At 72.2% G+C, this 14,925-nt stretch carries 13 protein-coding genes; 3 read left to right on the top strand and 10 right to left on the bottom strand.

Going from position 1 to position 14,925, the window contains the following annotated elements:
• Positions 1–67: 67 nt before the first annotated feature.
• The 7 genes from pheT to infC form a co-directional block, all read right to left on the bottom strand.
• Positions 68–2,566: a phenylalanine--tRNA ligase subunit beta gene (pheT, locus tag AB0D34_RS10975; RefSeq protein ID WP_362659747.1), complete on the bottom strand. Its 2,499-nt coding sequence runs from the start codon at positions 2,564–2,566 to the stop codon at positions 68–70.
• Positions 2,566–3,687 carry a phenylalanine--tRNA ligase subunit alpha gene (gene pheS / locus AB0D34_RS10970; RefSeq protein WP_362659744.1) on the bottom strand — a complete coding sequence of 374 codons (1,122 nt, stop codon included), beginning with the start codon at positions 3,685–3,687 and terminating at the stop codon, positions 2,566–2,568. Before pheS ends, pheT begins: the two co-directional genes overlap by 1 nt.
• Positions 3,688–3,826: 139 nt before the next feature.
• Positions 3,827–4,945, bottom strand: coding sequence for an ATP-binding protein (locus tag AB0D34_RS10965; protein WP_362659741.1), 1,119 nt, complete (start codon positions 4,943–4,945; stop codon positions 3,827–3,829).
• 49 nt (positions 4,946–4,994) lie between these two features.
• Entirely contained in the window at positions 4,995–5,840 is an 846-nt protein-coding gene (locus tag AB0D34_RS10960) for an RNA methyltransferase (RefSeq protein WP_362659738.1), read from the bottom strand.
• A 97-nt stretch (positions 5,841–5,937) separates the two neighbouring features.
• Positions 5,938–6,321: a 50S ribosomal protein L20 gene (gene rplT / locus AB0D34_RS10955; protein WP_007380809.1), complete on the bottom strand. Its 384-nt coding sequence runs from the start codon at positions 6,319–6,321 to the stop codon at positions 5,938–5,940.
• Between the two features lie 98 nt (positions 6,322–6,419).
• Positions 6,420–6,614 (bottom strand): 50S ribosomal protein L35, encoded by a 195-nt coding sequence (gene rpmI, locus AB0D34_RS10950; RefSeq protein ID WP_234762671.1) that lies wholly within the window; start codon positions 6,612–6,614, stop codon positions 6,420–6,422.
• Between the two features lie 110 nt (positions 6,615–6,724).
• Positions 6,725–7,399, bottom strand: a complete 675-nt coding sequence (gene infC / locus AB0D34_RS10945) for a translation initiation factor IF-3 (RefSeq protein WP_362660121.1) — start codon at positions 7,397–7,399, stop codon at positions 6,725–6,727.
• Between the two features lie 359 nt (positions 7,400–7,758).
• Between infC and AB0D34_RS10940 the strand changes: the two genes are divergently transcribed.
• Positions 7,759–8,124 carry a DUF1844 domain-containing protein gene (locus AB0D34_RS10940; RefSeq protein ID WP_362659735.1) on the top strand — a complete coding sequence of 122 codons (366 nt, stop codon included), beginning with the start codon at positions 7,759–7,761 and terminating at the stop codon, positions 8,122–8,124.
• Here AB0D34_RS10940 and AB0D34_RS10935 read toward each other — a convergent pair.
• Positions 8,121–8,858, bottom strand: a complete 738-nt coding sequence (locus AB0D34_RS10935; RefSeq protein ID WP_362659732.1) for an SseB family protein — start codon at positions 8,856–8,858, stop codon at positions 8,121–8,123. The genes AB0D34_RS10940 and AB0D34_RS10935 overlap by 4 nt on opposite strands.
• A gap of 150 nt (positions 8,859–9,008) precedes the next feature.
• Between AB0D34_RS10935 and AB0D34_RS10930 the strand changes: the two genes are divergently transcribed.
• Positions 9,009–9,992 carry a serine hydrolase gene (locus AB0D34_RS10930; protein ID WP_362659729.1) on the top strand — a complete coding sequence of 328 codons (984 nt, stop codon included), beginning with the start codon at positions 9,009–9,011 and terminating at the stop codon, positions 9,990–9,992.
• Between the two features lie 16 nt (positions 9,993–10,008).
• Here the strand turns inward: AB0D34_RS10930 and mycP are convergent, their stop codons facing one another.
• Positions 10,009–11,193, bottom strand: a complete 1,185-nt coding sequence (gene mycP, locus AB0D34_RS10925) for a type VII secretion-associated serine protease mycosin (RefSeq protein WP_362659726.1) — start codon at positions 11,191–11,193, stop codon at positions 10,009–10,011.
• The gene (locus tag AB0D34_RS10920) at positions 11,190–12,035 is read right to left on the bottom strand and encodes a hypothetical protein (protein ID WP_362659723.1); all 846 of its coding nucleotides are present in this window, start codon (positions 12,033–12,035) and stop codon (positions 11,190–11,192) included. Before AB0D34_RS10920 ends, mycP begins: the two co-directional genes overlap by 4 nt.
• Before the next feature lie 1,687 nt (positions 12,036–13,722).
• On the opposite strand from AB0D34_RS10920, the gene AB0D34_RS10915 reads away from it, so the two are divergent.
• Positions 13,723–14,925 carry an amino acid deaminase/aldolase gene (locus AB0D34_RS10915; RefSeq protein WP_362659720.1) on the top strand — a complete coding sequence of 401 codons (1,203 nt, stop codon included), beginning with the start codon at positions 13,723–13,725 and terminating at the stop codon, positions 14,923–14,925.

Raw genomic sequence — 14,925 nt, 5'->3', positions numbered from 1 at the left:
GCATGGGCCGAAAGGGCCAGATCGCCGGGTGAACTCACCCTATTGAGTGAGGTGACCGGCGCCGCGGCTAACTACGGAGAGCCGCTCCCACCCGCTCCCCCGCCAGGGCAATGGCCGCATCCCGGGCCGCCGAGGCCTCATCCACCGTCAGCGTCCGGTCACCCGCCCGGAACCGCAGCGCGTACGCCAGCGACTTCTTGCCGTCGCCGAGCTGCTCCTCGTTCTCGTAGACGTCGAACAGCCGGATGCCTTCAAGGAGTTCCCCCGCACCTTCACGCAGCGCGGCCTCGACCTCGGCGTGCGGCACGAACTTGTCCACGACCAGCGCGACATCCTGCGTGGCCACCGGGAACGTGGAGATGCTCGGCGCCTGCGGGGTGTCGTCGCCGGCTGTCTCCAGGACGTCCAGGTCCAGCTCCATCGCAGAGGTCCGCGCGGGCAGCCCGAAGGCCTTCACCACGCGCGGGTGCAGCTCACCGGCATGTCCTACGACGGTGTCCCCGACCAGGAGCTCGGCGCACCGGCCCGGGTGCCACGGCCCGTACTGGCCACCGCGGACGACCAGTTCGGCCCCGGTCTCGCGAGCGACGACCCGTGCCGCCTCCACCGCGTCGGCCCAACCGGCCGGACGGCCACCGCCCCACCAGCCGGCCTGCTCCCGCGCACCGGCGAGCACCACGGCAACGTGGCGCGGCTGCTCGGGCAGCGCGGCGTCCAGCTCGGCGATCTCCTCGTCGGTGGGCCGTCGGTCCACCGGCAGCACCGAGGCGACCCGCTGCTCCGCACGCGGCAGGAAGACCAGCCCCGTCTCGAACAGCGCCAGATCGTGCGAACCCCGCCCGTCGTTGCGCCGCAGCGCACCGAACAGGCCCGGCAGCAGTGACGTGCGGAGTGCGGGCTCCTCGTCGCTGAGCGGGTTGGTCAGCCTGACGACCCGGCGCTTCGGGTCGTCCGCGTCCAGCAGCAGCTGGTCGAAGACCTGCTCGCCGACGAAGGGGTAGTTCGGTGCCTCGACGTACCCGGCACCGGCGAGGACCCGGCCCACCCGGCGGTGCAGCCGCTGGCGGTGGGTCAGACCGCGCCCTGCGGGGGGCCTCGGCAGCGTGGAGGGCAGGTTCTCGTAGCCCTCCAGACGGATGACCTCTTCGGCCAGGTCGTTGATCTCCTGAAGGTCGGGACGCCAGGACGGCACGGTGACGATCAGCTCGTCCTGCCCGTACACGTCGCAGCCGACCTCCTGGAGACGCCGTACGACGGTCTCGCGGCCGTAGGAGACACCGGCGACCTTGTCGGGGTGATCCGCGGGGACGCTGATGGTGTGCGGGGCCGACGGGGCGACGACCTCGGTGACACCGGCCTCGGCGGTGCCGCCCGCGAGGAGGACCAGCAGGTCGACCGTGCGCTGTGCGGCAGCCGCGGCGGCCGCCGGGTCGACACCGCGCTCGAAGCGCCGGGACGCCTCGGAGGACAGCTTGTGGCGGCGGGCCGTACGCGCGATGGAGACGGCGTCGAAGTGGGCGGCCTCGATGACGACGTCGGTCGTGCCCTCGGCCTCGGTGTGATCGGCGATCTCGGTGTTGGCGCCGCCCATCACGCCCGCGAGGCCGATCGGGCCCCGCTCGTCGGTGATGACCAGGTCCTCGGCGTGCAGCTTGCGCTCGACGCCGTCGAGGGTCTTGATCTGCTCGCCCTCGGCCGCCCGGCGCACCCCGATGGTGCCCTGGACCAGGGAGCGGTCGTAGGCGTGCAGCGGCTGACCGAGCTCCATCATCACGTAGTTGGTGACGTCGACGGCGAGCGAGATCGGACGCATGCCGACCTTCTGGAGCCGGCGCTGGAGCCAGAGCGGCGAGCGGGCGTCGGGGCTCAGACCGGTGACGGTGCGCGCGGTGAAGCGGTCGCAGCCGAGCGGGTCGGAGACCTGGACCGGGTAGCCGTAGGCGTTCGGGCCCGGCACGTCGAGCAGGGCCGGGTCGCTGAGCGGCAGGCCGTAGGCGATGGCGGCCTCGCGGGCCACGCCCCGGATGGACAGGCAGTCGCCGCGGTTGGCGGTGACGGCGATGTCCAGGACCTCGTCGACCAGCTCCAGGAGCTCGATGGCGTCCTTGCCGACCTCGGTCTCCGGCGGCAGCACGATGATGCCGTGGCTGCCGTCGTCGCCCATGCCCAGCTCGTCGCCGGAGCAGATCATGCCGTGGGAGGTCTTGCCGTAGGTCTTGCGGGCGGAGATGGAGAAACCGCCGGGCAGCGTGGCACCCGGGAGGACCACGACGACCTTGTCGCCGACGGCGAAGTTACGGGCGCCGCAGACGATCTCCTGGGGCTCACCGGTGCCGTTGGCCTGGCCGACGTCCACCGTGCAGAAGCGGATCGGCTTCTTGAAGCCCTCCAGCTCCTCGATGGTCAGCACCTGGCCGACGACCAGGGGGCCCTTGAGGTCGGCGCCGAGGTGCTCGACGGACTCGACCTCGAGACCGGCCGAAATGAGCTTGGCCTGGACGTCACGGCCGGTTTCGGTCGCCGGCAGGTCGACGTACTCCCGCAGCCAAGAAAGCGGGACCCGCATCAGATCTCCATCCCGAACGGCCGGGTGAACCGGACGTCACCCTCGACCATGTCTCGCATGTCCTCGACGTTGTGGCGGAACATCAGCATCCGCTCGATGCCGAACCCGAAGGCGAAGCCGCTGTACTTCTGCGGGTCGACGCCACAGGCGGTCAGCACCTTGGGGTTGACCATTCCGCAGCCGCCCAGCTCGATCCAGCCCTCGGAGGAGCAGGTGCGGCAGGGGCGGTCGGGGTTGCCGACGGACTCGCCGCGGCAGACGTAGCACACCATGTCCATCTCGGCGGACGGCTCGGTGAAGGGGAAGAAGTTCGGGCGCAGCCGGGTCTTCATGCCCTCGCCGAACAGGGCCTGGACCATGTGGTCCAGGGTGCCCTTGAGGTCGGCCATGGTGAGGCCCTCGTCGACGGCCAGCAGCTCGACCTGGCGGAAGACCGGGGTGTGCGTGGCGTCCAGCTCGTCGGTGCGGTAGACGACACCGGGGCAGATCACGTACACCGGCAGCTCACGGGAGAGCAGCGAGCGGATCTGCACGGGCGAGGTGTGGGTGCGCAGCACGACACCGGACTCGGTGCCGCCCTGGGGGCCCTCGACGAAGAAGGTGTCCTGCTCACCGCGGGCCGGGTGGTCCGGGCCGATGTTGAGCGCGTCGAAGTTGAACCACTCCGCCTCGACCTGGGGGCCCTCGGCGACCTCGTAGCCCATGGCCACGAAGACGTCCTCGATGCGCTCGGAGAGGGTGGTGAGCGGGTGGCGGGCGCCGGCCGGTACCCGGTCGTGGGGCAGCGTGACGTCCACCGCCTCCTCGACCAGCACGCGCGCGTCGCGCTCGGCCTCCAGCTCGGCCTGGCGTCCGGCGAGGGCCTTGTTCACCGCGCCCCGGGCCTGGCCGACGAGCTTGCCCGCGGCGGCCTTGGCGTGCGGGGGCAGGGCGCCGATCTCGCGGTTGGCCAGGGCCAGCGCGGAGGCGCCGCCGGTGTGGGCGACCTTGGCCTCCTGGAGCGCGTCGAGGGAGTCCGCGGCGGCGAAGGCGGCGAGCGCCTCGTCCCGCATGCGCTCGATCTCTTCCGGTTTCAGGGCCTCGACCTCTACAGGGTCGTACGACTTGTTCGGTGCCGACATCTCTTCCCGTGCTTCCGATTGGCTGGCTGAAGGTCCCCGTCACCGACTCACTCAGAGGTCAGAGGGCCGTCCATGGGACACATGGGTGCCAAAGGCCGAGTCTAACGGGGTGGGGATGTACGCATGTGCCCGCGGGCGCTCAGGTCAGATAGGCCGGAGCGCTCACGGGCAACGTAAATCGGAACTCGGCGCCGCCCTGGGGGCCGCGGCCGACCGTGATGGTGCCGCCGTGGGCTTCGACGATGCCCTTGACGATGTAGAGCCCGAGGCCGGTGCCACCGCGCTTGCTGCCCCGCCAGAAGCGGGTGAAGACGCGGTTCATGGACTCCTCCGGGATGCCGGCACCCTCGTCGCTCACCGTGACCGACGTGCCGGTGTCCTCCCCTTCTCGGGGGGACGCCGTGGGCGTGATGTCAATCGTGACGGTTCCCTCGCCGTGCCGCACCGCATTTTCGAGCAGGTTGCTGAGCACCTGGTCGATCTTGTCGGGGTCGGCCCACAGCATGGGCAGCGGCTGTTCCAGGCGGAGCAGGAAGCGGTCGGCGGCGAGACCGGCGGCGACGTAGGCCTGGATGTGGCGTCCGACGGCGGCGCCGATGTCGACGGGCTGGCGGCGCACCTCAAGGCGCCCTGAGTCGATGCGGGAGATGTCCAGCAGCTCGGCGATGAGCCGGGTGACCCGGTCGGCGTCCGCGTCGACGGTCTCCAGCATCAGCCGCTTCTGGTCGTCGGTGAACCTCTCCCACTTGGCGAGGAGAGTCGCGGTGAAGCCCTTGACGGAGGTGAGCGGGGACCTGAGCTCATGGGCCACGGTGGCGATCAGCTCGGCGTGGCTGCGCTCGGTGCGGCGGCGGGCCTCGGTGTCGCGGAGGGTGACGACGACTCGGCGGACGGGTCCGGTGGGCTCGGCACGCACGTACTGCGCGGCGACGAGGACCTCTCGGCCACCCGGCAGCAGGAGGTTCCGCTCGGGCTGTCGCCTGCGGATGGCGAGGCCGCCGTACGGATCGGTCAGCTGCCACCAGCGCCGCCCCTCCAGGTCCTCTAATGGGAGGGCTTTTTCCAGCCGCTGTCCGAGGGCGTCCTCGGCGGGGAGGGCGGTGATCCGGGCCGCGGCCGCGTTGAAGCAGATCACCCGGCCCTGCTCGTCCGCGACGACGAGGCCGTCGGGCAGCTGGTCGGGGTCGATGCCGAGCTCTGCGGGACCACCGGCCCGGGCCCCGGGCACGCCCTGCGCGCTCCTCGTGCCGACACTCATCCCCGTACCCCACCTCTCAGGCGTCTGAGGGGCCCCCGAGCTGGTCACCCTACTGGTTCTGGGTGACGGAGCGGCACCCTCCGGGGGCGCGCTGTGCACGGGCCGACGCATAGAGACATACGGCGGCGGCGGTGGCGAGGTTCAGGCTCTCGGCCTTCCCGTGGATCGGGACGCGCACCACGGCGTCCGCGAGTGCGCGGGTCTCCTCCGGGAGCCCCCAGGCCTCGTTCCCGAACACCCAGGCGGTCGGCCCGCCCATGGTGCCCTGGTCGAGCTCGTCGTCGAGGTCGTCGGTCCCGGCCCCGTCGGCGGCGAGGATGCGCACCCCGGCCCGCCTGAGCCCCTCGACGGCCTCCTCCACGGGCACACCGACGGCGACGGGCAGGTGGAACAGGGAGCCCACGGAGGCCCGTACGGCCTTGGGGTTGTAGAGATCGACGGACGCGTCGGTCAGTACGACGGCCTCGGCGCCGGCGGCGTCGGCGCACCGCAGGACGGTGCCGGCGTTCCCCGGATCCCGGACGTTGGCGAGCACGGCGACGAGCTTCGGCCGGGCGGCGAGGATCTCCTCGAAGGGGGTGTCGAGAAACCGGCAGACCCCGACGAGCCCCTGAGGCGTGACGGTGGTGGAGATGTCGGCGATGACGTCCTCGGCGGCGAGGTGCACACGGGCCCCGACGGCCCGGGCCTCGCCAACGATGTCGGCGTACCGCTCCGCGGCCTCGACGGTGGCGAACAGCTCGACGAGCCCCTGCCCGGCGGCCTCCCGCACGGCCTGCGGCCCCTCGGCCAGAAACAGCCGCTCCTTCCCCCGGAAGTTCCGCCGGGCGAGCCGCCGGGCGGCGGAGACGCGGGGGGAACGGGGGGAGATCAGCTCGGGGGTGACGGGGGCCATGCTCTTCACCTTCGGAAAGTGTTCGGGAAACAGTGGACCCGCAGGCTTCACAGCCTGCGGGTCCACTCAGTCACGTCGGCCTGGGCCAAGCGCGGCGTCACGCAGCCTTGGGGGCGTTCACGTCCGCCGGCAGGGCCTTCTGCGCGACCTCGACCAGCGCGGCGAACGCGGTGGCGTCGTTCACGGCCAGCTCGGCCAGGATCTTGCGGTCGACCTCGATGTTCGCGGCCTTCAGACCCTGGATGAAGCGGTTGTACGTGATGCCGTTGGCGCGGGCAGCGGCGTTGATGCGCTGGATCCACAGCTGGCGGAAGTCACCCTTGCGCTTCTTGCGGTCGTTGTAGTTGTAGACCAGCGAGTGGGTGACCTGCTCCTTGGCCTTGCGGTACAGGCGCGAACGCTGACCGCGGTAGCCGGAGGCCGCCTCGAGGATCGCCCGGCGCTTCTTGTGGGCGTTGACTGCCCGCTTGACGCGTGCCACTTGTTAACTCCTTGTAGCGGGGCCGTGGTTGGACTCACACGGCCCGGAAACGATTGGGTCCCGGTCTTTGAGGTGCTTCAGGCGCTGGGCGCCCGCCCTCACTTGCCGAGAAGCTTCTTGATCTTCTTGGCGTCGCCCGGGGCCATCTCGGCGTTGCCGGTGAGGCGGCGCGTCAGTGTCGACGGCTTGTGCTCGAGGTAGTGGCGCTTGCCGGCACGCTCGCGGAGCACCTTGCCGGAGCCGGTGATCTTGAAGCGCTTGCTGGCACCGCTGTGCGACTTGTTCTTCGGCATAGCGCCGTTCTCTCCTCGTCGGTGGCGTTCCGGTGCCCGGTCGTGAAACCGGGCACGGTGGAACGTCGCTGTTGTATCGGTTACGTCCTGGGGACTCGCGTCCCCGGGGGTCACGCCTCGGCGGAAGCCTCGGCAGGCGCCTCGGACTCCACGACGTCGTCGATGTCCTCGTCGTGCTCGGACTCCGCGGCGTTCTGCGACTTGCCGGGGTTGGCCTTCGCGTCCGCCTTGCGGGCTTCCTGCGCCTGGCGGGCCTCGGCCATCGCCTCGGTCTTCTTCTTGTGCGGGCCGAGAACCATGATCATGTTTCGGCCGTCCTGCTTCGGGTTCGACTCGATGAACCCGAGGTCCTCGACGTCCGAGGCGAGCCGCTGCAGCAGTCGGTAGCCCAGCTCGGGCCGGGACTGCTCGCGACCACGGAACATGATCGTGATCTTGACCTTGTCGCCCTGCTTGAGGAACCGGACGACGTGACCCTTCTTGGTGTCATAGTCGTGCGGGTCGATCTTCGGCCGGAGCTTCATCTCCTTGATGACCGTGTGCGCCTGGTTCTTGCGCGCCTCACGGGCCTTCATGGCCGACTCGTACTTGAACTTCCCGTAGTCCATGAGCTTGCACACGGGCGGACGGGCGTTCGCCGCGACCTCGACCAGGTCCAGGTCGTACTCCTGCGCAAGCTCCAGTGCCTTGGCCAGCGGGACGATGCCCACCTGCTCGCCACTGGGACCGACAAGTCGCACCTCGGGAACGCGAATCCGGTCGTTGATGCGGGGCTCGGCGCTGATGGATCCTCCTCGGTTAGCACCACACGGCGGTCCGGCGGACAGCCGCGTATGTCTTTTCTTAAGACCTAACCGCGCCGAAGCACAAAAAATGCCCCGGACGATCACAGACGGGGCTCCAAAACACTGCCGGAGCACCGCCGCGTGACGCGGGGCGCGCTTTCGGGCGACTCCATCGTCCGTACGGAACGATGGTGGCCGCCTGACCGGGGTGACCCGCCGTCCCGGAGGGCGGTCGGGTGGGAGATCGGAGCCTCCACTTGTGGGCCGGGCATATGAATGTCCGGCCGGTCGTCACACAAGGTTAGCAGCATCCAGGGGGTGGTGCGAACCCGCCTGCACCGGGCCCTATCGTGTGGGACATGAGTGACACCCCTCCCGCGTCTGCTGACTCCCCCGACTTCGACGAGATGACCCGCGACATCGCCGAGGTCCCCGCCGTCGAGGTGATCGTCACGGTCGCCGTCAACCTGATGAGCGCCGCCGCCGTGAAGCTCGGCCTGACCGAGGAGGGCGACAAGTACAAGGACCTGGACGAGGCCCGCAAGCTGGTGACGGCTCTGGCCGGCCTTCTGGACGCGTCCGCGACCGAGATCAGCTCCTTCCACGCGGCCCCGCTGCGGGACGGCCTGAAGTCCCTCCAGCTGGCGTTCCGCGAGGCGTCCCTGGTCCCGGACGAGCCGGGCCAGGGCCCCGGTGAGAAGTACACCGGCCCGGTCTACGGCTAGTTCGACCCGCGTACGTACAAGGGCTCGCCCGGCGGCGTGGCCCCGGCCGGCAGCACCGCCAGGTCGAGGCCGTGCACCAGGCGGGCCCTCAGCGTCTCGTCGGCGGCGATGCGCTCGGCGACGGCACGAGCGGCATCCGCGGGCCGGGTCCCGGGGTCCAGCGCGAGGGCCAGGGTGCCGTCGGCCTGTCCCGGGCCGAGGTGGGCACGCAGGACGGCGGGTTCGGCGGCCACCGCGTCTCGTACGGCGTCGATGACCGCCGGGTCGGCCAGCGGGTCGGCGCTCGCGCGGCCCTCGGCGAGCGCGAGCAGTGCCGAGCCGGTCAGCTCGAAGGGCACCGGACCGGCCAGATCCAGTACGACCGTGTCGGCCTTCTCGTGCGCCGCGGCCTGCAGCGCCTGGTGCAGGGGTACGGCGACGGGGCGGGCCTCGGGGTCCCAGCGGGCCAGCGACTCCGTGGACGTGAAGGCCGGCAGCGCGACGCGGGAACCGGCCTTGAGGGTGGGGACGGCCATGTCGCTGGTCTTCTCGCGGCGCAGCCCGTTCTCGTCCTCCTCGACCTCGCCGAGCACGGCCACCACGGGGACGAGCAGCCGGGCCCCCTTCAGCGCCTCCAGGACGGGGCCCACGGCGGCACGGTCCTCGGCCCAGGCCGCGAGCGCCGCGCTCAGCCGGGGATCGGCGGAGCCGTCGTCGTCGGAGAAGCCGGGGTCGGGAATGTTCTTGTTCGCCACGGTCACCGACCCTATAGGGGGCTTGCTGCTGCGGTTGTGCGGGCCCGGAAACCCGCTCGTGACGGATTTCACGGGTTTCTCAGAGTTCGCTGACACAGCTCTAACGTCCGCCTAACGGCCCGCACAGTCGGCGGCCCGACCATCGGCGGCATGGAGTCCTCCAGAGCCGCCATACGCCGCGTCCGCAGGTTCCCCGGGCGGCCTTTGACGTACACCGCGCTCGCCTCCGTCGCCATCGTCGGTGCCACGGCCGGCGGGACCGTGTACGTGAAGGCGCAGGCGCACACCGGAAGCCGCGCCGTATCGTCGGCGGCGACGCCGTCGGTCTCGCCCTCGTCGGCGACCACGACTCAGGAGGCGGTTGTGGCGGAGCCTGTGGTGGATCTCGACGAGCAGCTGGCCGACGCCATGAAGTCGGTGGGCGTGACGGGCGAGCAGAAGGTGTCGGTGGCGGTGCTCGACCTGGAGTCGGGCGACAGCGCGGTGTACGGCGACGGCGCCTTCGACACGGCGAGCATCGTGAAGGTCGACATCCTGGCGACGCTGCTGCTCCAGCACCAGGCGGCGGGCACGGAGCTGAGCGCGCAGGAGAAGGCATACGCCACCAGGATGATCGAGAACAGCGACAACGCCTCGGCGTCCGCGCTGTGGGACATCATCGGGAAGGCGTCCGGGCTCGACGCCGCGAACGAGAAGTTCGGGCTGACCGGCACCGAGGGCGGTGACGGGGCGCTGTGGGGGCTGACCCAGACCACCGCGGCCGACCAACTCACCCTGCTCCAGCAGGTGTTCGGGGACGACTCGGAGCTCAGCGAGGCCTCGCGGTCGTATCTTCAGGGGCTGATGGGACAGATAGAGGCCGACCAGCACTGGGGTGTCTCGGCGGCGGCCGACGGGGTCGGTTGGGCGCTGAAGAACGGGTGGCTGCCGCGCAGCACGACCGGGCTGTGGGACATCAACAGCGTCGGGCGGGTGACGGTGGACGGGCACGACTATCTGGTGGCCGTGCTGTCCAAGGGCAACTCGACGCAGGCGAAGGGGGTTTCGCTGGTGGAGGCGGCGGCGAGGGCGGCGGTGTCGGTGTTCACGGGTGCCGACGCCACGTCGTCCGCGTCCGCGGCTGCCGCGCGGTGACCGTCGTACTCCCGGCTCAGACGCCCTCGTAGGAGCGGCGGGGGCCACGGCGACCGCGCCACAGGACCACCGCGGCGGCCAGCAGGGCGATGCCGAAGCCGCCTGCCAGCGGGGCCGCCCAACTCGCCGTGTCGTCATCGGACTTGGCGGTGTCCGGGCCGGAGCCGAAGTACTTCTCGCCGTAGGAGGCCGGTTGCAGGCCCTCCGGCTTGAGGCGAGCCGCGGCCTTGAGTGCCGCCGCGGGGTCCACGAAGCCGAAGCCGCGGGAGTCGTCGCGGCCGCCGGAGGGGGCGTTGCGGGCCGTGTCCTCCAGGAGCCGCTTGATCTGCGCGGGCGTCAGGTCCGGGTGGGCCGCCTTGACGAGGGCGACCGCGCCGGAGACGAACGCGGAGGCGGCGCTCGTCCCCCAGCCCTCGTAGTACTTGTGGTCGGGGTCGGCGATGACGACGTCGTCACCGGGAGCGGCCACCGTGGCGTACCAGCGGCGGGTGGAGAAGACGGCGCGGGTGCCGTACCGGTCGACGGCGGTCGCGACGATGACGCCCGGGTAGGCGGCCGGGTAGGAGATGTGGTCGCCCTTCTCGCCGCCGTTACCGGCCGAGGCCACCACGACCACGCCCTTCTTGAGGGCGTACTGGACGGCGTCGTCCTCGCCGGCCTCGGGGTGCGCGGAGGACGAGTCGTCGCCGAGGGAGAGGTTGATGACGTCGGCGCCGTGGTCGGCGGCCCAGCGGATGCCCTCGGCGAGGGCGTTGCCGCGGGTGTTGCGGGCCTTGGTGCGGGACGGGTCGCCGTCCTCCAGGATCACGCGGACGGGGAGGATCTTCGCCTCGGGGGCGATGCCCATGACCCCGTCGCCGTCGCCGTAGCCGTGGCCGTGCCCGGCGATGATGCCGGCCATGGCGGTGCCGTGCCGGGCCCAGGCGCGCTGTCCCCGTACGGCCCCGAAGCCGATCATGTCCTTGCCGGTGAGGACGTTGCCGACGAGGTCGGGGTGGTCGTTCTCGACGCCGGTGTCCAGGACGGCGACGGTGACGCCCGCACCCTTGGTGGTCTGCCAGGCCTGCTGGGTGTGCATGGCATCCAGGGCCCACTGCTTGGCGCGGATGCCGTCGGCGTGCGCGGCGGTGGGCGGGACGAGGGCGACGGAGGCGGCGAGGAGGACGCTCAGGAGACCTGCCCTGCGGGTGGTGACGCTCATGAGGGCTGCTCCGGGGGCGAGGTGACGGTCTTGCGCAGGGCACGCTCGACGCGGTCGGCCAGGCCCTGGGCCTCGTTGCCGAGACCGGACTGGGCCACGGGGGTGGTGTCCCCGGACTCCATGGCCTGCTCGGCGGGCTCCGGGGTGTCGACCGCACGGCCGTCGGCCCAGCCGGAGACGGCGTAGGCGACGACGGGGGCGTCGGTGAGGACGGAGATCGTCCAGGACGCCCGCTGCTTCGCCCCGAAGTCGGCGGCGAGGGTGTTCTTCGCGGCGTACGGGAGAGGCATCAGGTCGGTGCGGGTGTCCAGGCCGTCTTTGGTGAAGCGCTTGTCCATGTCGCGCATGGCGGCGGCGTCGGCGTCGGTGAAGAGGAGGCCGACGGTGGTGACGTAGCTCTGGGTGGCGTCCGTGTAGGTGGCGCGCAGGAGGCGTTCGCAGCCGACGGGGGCGAGGGCCTTGCGCAGCAGCGGGTCGAAGGCGTCCGTGCAGCCGCTGTCGGGGGCGACGGCGATCCGCGTCCATGTACGGTCGGCTCCGCCGGGCCCGGCGCCCCGGCCGTCCACGGTCGGCGGGAACAACTGGTCGACGGGCACGCTGTGCCACAGCTCCCCGGCCTTGGCGAAGCTGTCGCCGCCGCTGTCGTCGCCCGAGTCCCCGATCAGCCAACTCCCGGTCGCGGCACCGCCGATGAGCCCGAGCCCGAGTACGACACAGGCGGCGACGGCGGCGATCCGGGGAGGAACCCGCACCCCCCACGACCGCTCCCTGTAGCCGACCTCGGGCTCCCCGAACGACACAACAGGCCGCCCGTTGCCGGGAGTTCCGGCGTGCGGGGGCATGGGGGCGCTCCAGGAGAGGGCGGGGTCGGGTGCGCGGGAGCCGGGGGGCGGAGGCGTGGCGGGAGGGCCTGAAGGTGCTGGGGGTGCGATCGGCGGGGGCGGTGCCGAGGGCGTGCGGGTGGCGCCGGTGGCCGAGGCGTCCCGCCTGGGGCGTGGCGGGAATCCGGGGCGGGCCGGCGCGTCCTGGCGGGTGCCGGCCTGCGGCCCTGCGGGGGCTGCGCCGGTACGACTCGCATCGGCCGGGGGCTGACCGTTCCCGGAGCCGGGTCGGCCGTCGGGCATGGGCGGTACGGCGGTGCCGCCGGAAGCCGTCCGGGGCGGGGCCACCGACCCCCTCCGTCCCTCGCCGTTCGCGGTCCCCGATGGAACCGGCCGCATCCGGAAGGTCGTCTCGGCCGCGCTCTCGGCGGGGGCGCCGGTACGACGCGGCGGCACGGAGGGCTGAGAAGTCGGCCGGGGCGGCACACCACCACGGGCCTGCGCGGCAGCACCGGCACCAGACCCACTGCCGGGCGGCACGGGACCGGAGACGGGCGAACCCGAGCCCGTCGGCGATGGCGGCGCGGACATGCCGGCACGGCTCGACGCGGACGAGGGCGCGCCCGACGCGGGCGGCGCGGTGTGGGGCGGACGCGGTGGAGTATCGGGTCGGCGGTTTCCGGGCGGCGACGCGGGCGGCATGCCGTTCTGGGGGTTCGACGCGGGCGGCATCGGACCGGCGGCTGGAGCTGCGGGGCCTGTCCGGCGGGGCTCGTCACCCTGTGCGGAGCTGTTGCCGCGCGGTTCTCGCGGGGCGGGGGCGCCGGGTGCCGGTGGGGTGTCCGGGAAGCGGGCCGAGGCCGGAGGCGGGGGCGGAACGCTGCCCGGGAGCCGGGGTGCCGGGTTCGGGGTGCCGGGGTTCACCGATGTGTCGCCGTCGTGGACGGGAGCGCCGGTGCCCGAGCTGCTCGCAGCCGTCGACGAGGCCGGGCCACCACGGCCACCGTTCGTCGTTCGTATCGGCGGCCGAGCCGTGGCGGTCGATCCCTCGGACCGCGCCCCGCCGGAACGCTCCCCGGGGGACCCCGTAGCGCCGAACACCCGTCCCCCCGCCTCACCGGACAGCTGTCGACCCGGCCCGCCGGGCTCATGCCCGCCCGAGCCGCCGGAGGCCTCGTCGGACCCCTGCCAGTCGAAACCGCCGAACGTCGGCCGGCCCGGCGTCGCGTCGGCCCGTCGGGCGCGGGCGCCGAAGGCCTGCCAGTCGGAGTCGTCGCCCGCCCGGCCGCCGGGATCGACGGTCTCCCGCCTGCCGGTGTCGTCGGGACCGCCGTGCTGGGCGCCCTCGGACGACTCGGGACCCGGCCCCGCCTCCCCCACCGCCGGCGGCTGGGCCGGTCGCGGAGGTATCGAGGCGCGGCGTGCTTCCGTGCTCATGCACCCCCCGTTTCCTCATGTCCGGGCCGTTCGGTCGTGCGCGGGCCCTCGTCGGTGGCGTCGGCGTGGAAGACGGCCGTCCGGGCACGCATACCCGCACGGAAGGGCCGGCATCCCGGCGCGGCGGCGACGGGAGGGCGACCGGCCCTGCGTACGTGCGCGTCACTCTACGGGTTGTTGCCGGTCGACCGGGAACCAGTCCACCAGGCCGGGGGCATCTGCCCGGAACGTCCCCCTACCCTGCGGTAATCCTGTCTGGCAGGCTTCGTTCATGACTGCGCGCGCCGCCGACCGGGCCCGTTACGACCGGGCCACCGCCCATCTCGACGCTCCACTCGCGATCGTGGACCTGGACGCCTTCGACACCAACGCGGACGATCTCGTCCGCCGCGCGGCGGGGAAGCCGATCCGTGTCGCCAGCAAGTCCGTACGGTGCCGTGCGCTGTTGGAACGCGTTCTGGCCAGGGACGGATTCGCGGGCATCATGTCCTTCACCCTCGCCGAGTCCCTGTGGCTGGCCCGGGGCGGCTTCGACGACATCCTGCTCGCCTACCCCTCCGCCGACCGTGCCGGGTACGCCGAACTCGCCGCCGATCCCAAGCTCGCCGCCGCCGTGACGGTGATGGTCGACGACCCGGCGCAGCTCGCCTTCATCGACGAGTCCCGTGCCGGTGGCACCGAAGTCATCCGGGTCTGCCTGGAGTTGGACACCTCGCTGAAGCTGCTCGGCGGCAGGGTCCGCGTCGGCGCCCGGCGTTCGCCGCTGCACTCCCCCGCCCAGGTCGCCGACATGGCGCGGCTGGTGGCCCGCCGTCCGGGGTTCAAGGTCGTGGGGATCATGGCCTACGAGGGGCACATCGCCGGGGTCGGGGACGCGGTCGCCGGACGTCCGCTGCGTTCCCGGGCGGTACGGCTGATGCAGGCCACCGCCCGCAAGGAGCTGGCCGAGCGGCGTGCGGCGGTGGTGCGCGCGGTGCGGGCGGTCGCGCCGGACCTGGAGTTCGTCAACGGCGGCGGCACCGGCAGTGTGCAGCACACCGCGGCGGAGGACGCCGTCACGGAGATCGGCGCCGGATCGGGGCTGTACGTGCCGAGGCTGTTCGACAACTACACGTCCTTCAGCGGACGCCCGGCCGCCCTGTTCGCCCAGCCGGTCGTGCGCAGGCCGGGGGTGGGCGTGGTGACCGTCCTCGGCGGCGGCTACCCGGCCTCCGGCGCGGCCGGACCCGACCGGCTGCCGGTGCCGTATCTGCCGGAGGGCCTGAAGTACGACCCCCAGGAGGGGCCCGGCGAGGTGCAGACCCCGCTGCTCGGGGCGCCCGCCGACGATCTGCTGCTCGGCGACAAGGTGTGGTTCCGGCACGCGAAGGCCGGTGAACTGTGCGAGCGGTTCGAGGTGCTGCACCTGATCGAGGGGGACGCGGTGACGGCGACCGTCCCGACGTACCGCGGGGAAGGCCACACGTTCCTGTAG

This window comes from Streptomyces sp. NPDC048420, from assembly GCF_040651535.1.
GTDB lineage: Bacteria > Actinomycetota > Actinomycetes > Streptomycetales > Streptomycetaceae > Streptomyces.
Note: the sequence above shows the minus strand (reverse complement) of the source record. Positions and strands in the feature narration are given on the sequence as shown.

Bases quoted from the DNA above. Each gene is read 5' to 3' on its own strand.
- pheT (WP_362659747.1), bottom strand. From the start codon at position 2,566: ATGCGGGTCCCGCTTTCTTGGCTGCGGGAGTACGTCGACCTGCCGGCG.
- mycP (WP_362659726.1), bottom strand. From the start codon at position 11,193: ATGAGCGTCACCACCCGCAGGGCAGGTCTCCTGAGCGTCCTCCTCGCC.
- AB0D34_RS10920 (WP_362659723.1), bottom strand. From the start codon at position 12,035: ATGCCCCCGCACGCCGGAACTCCCGGCAACGGGCGGCCTGTTGTGTCG.
- rpmI (WP_234762671.1), bottom strand. From the start codon at position 6,614: ATGCCGAAGAACAAGTCGCACAGCGGTGCCAGCAAGCGCTTCAAGATC.
- AB0D34_RS10940 (WP_362659735.1), top strand. From the start codon at position 7,759: ATGAGTGACACCCCTCCCGCGTCTGCTGACTCCCCCGACTTCGACGAG.
- AB0D34_RS10915 (WP_362659720.1), top strand. From the start codon at position 13,723: ATGACTGCGCGCGCCGCCGACCGGGCCCGTTACGACCGGGCCACCGCC.
- pheS (WP_362659744.1), bottom strand. From the start codon at position 3,687: ATGTCGGCACCGAACAAGTCGTACGACCCTGTAGAGGTCGAGGCCCTG.
- AB0D34_RS10930 (WP_362659729.1), top strand. From the start codon at position 9,009: ATGGAGTCCTCCAGAGCCGCCATACGCCGCGTCCGCAGGTTCCCCGGG.
- AB0D34_RS10965 (WP_362659741.1), bottom strand. From the start codon at position 4,945: ATGAGTGTCGGCACGAGGAGCGCGCAGGGCGTGCCCGGGGCCCGGGCC.
- AB0D34_RS10960 (WP_362659738.1), bottom strand. From the start codon at position 5,840: ATGGCCCCCGTCACCCCCGAGCTGATCTCCCCCCGTTCCCCCCGCGTC.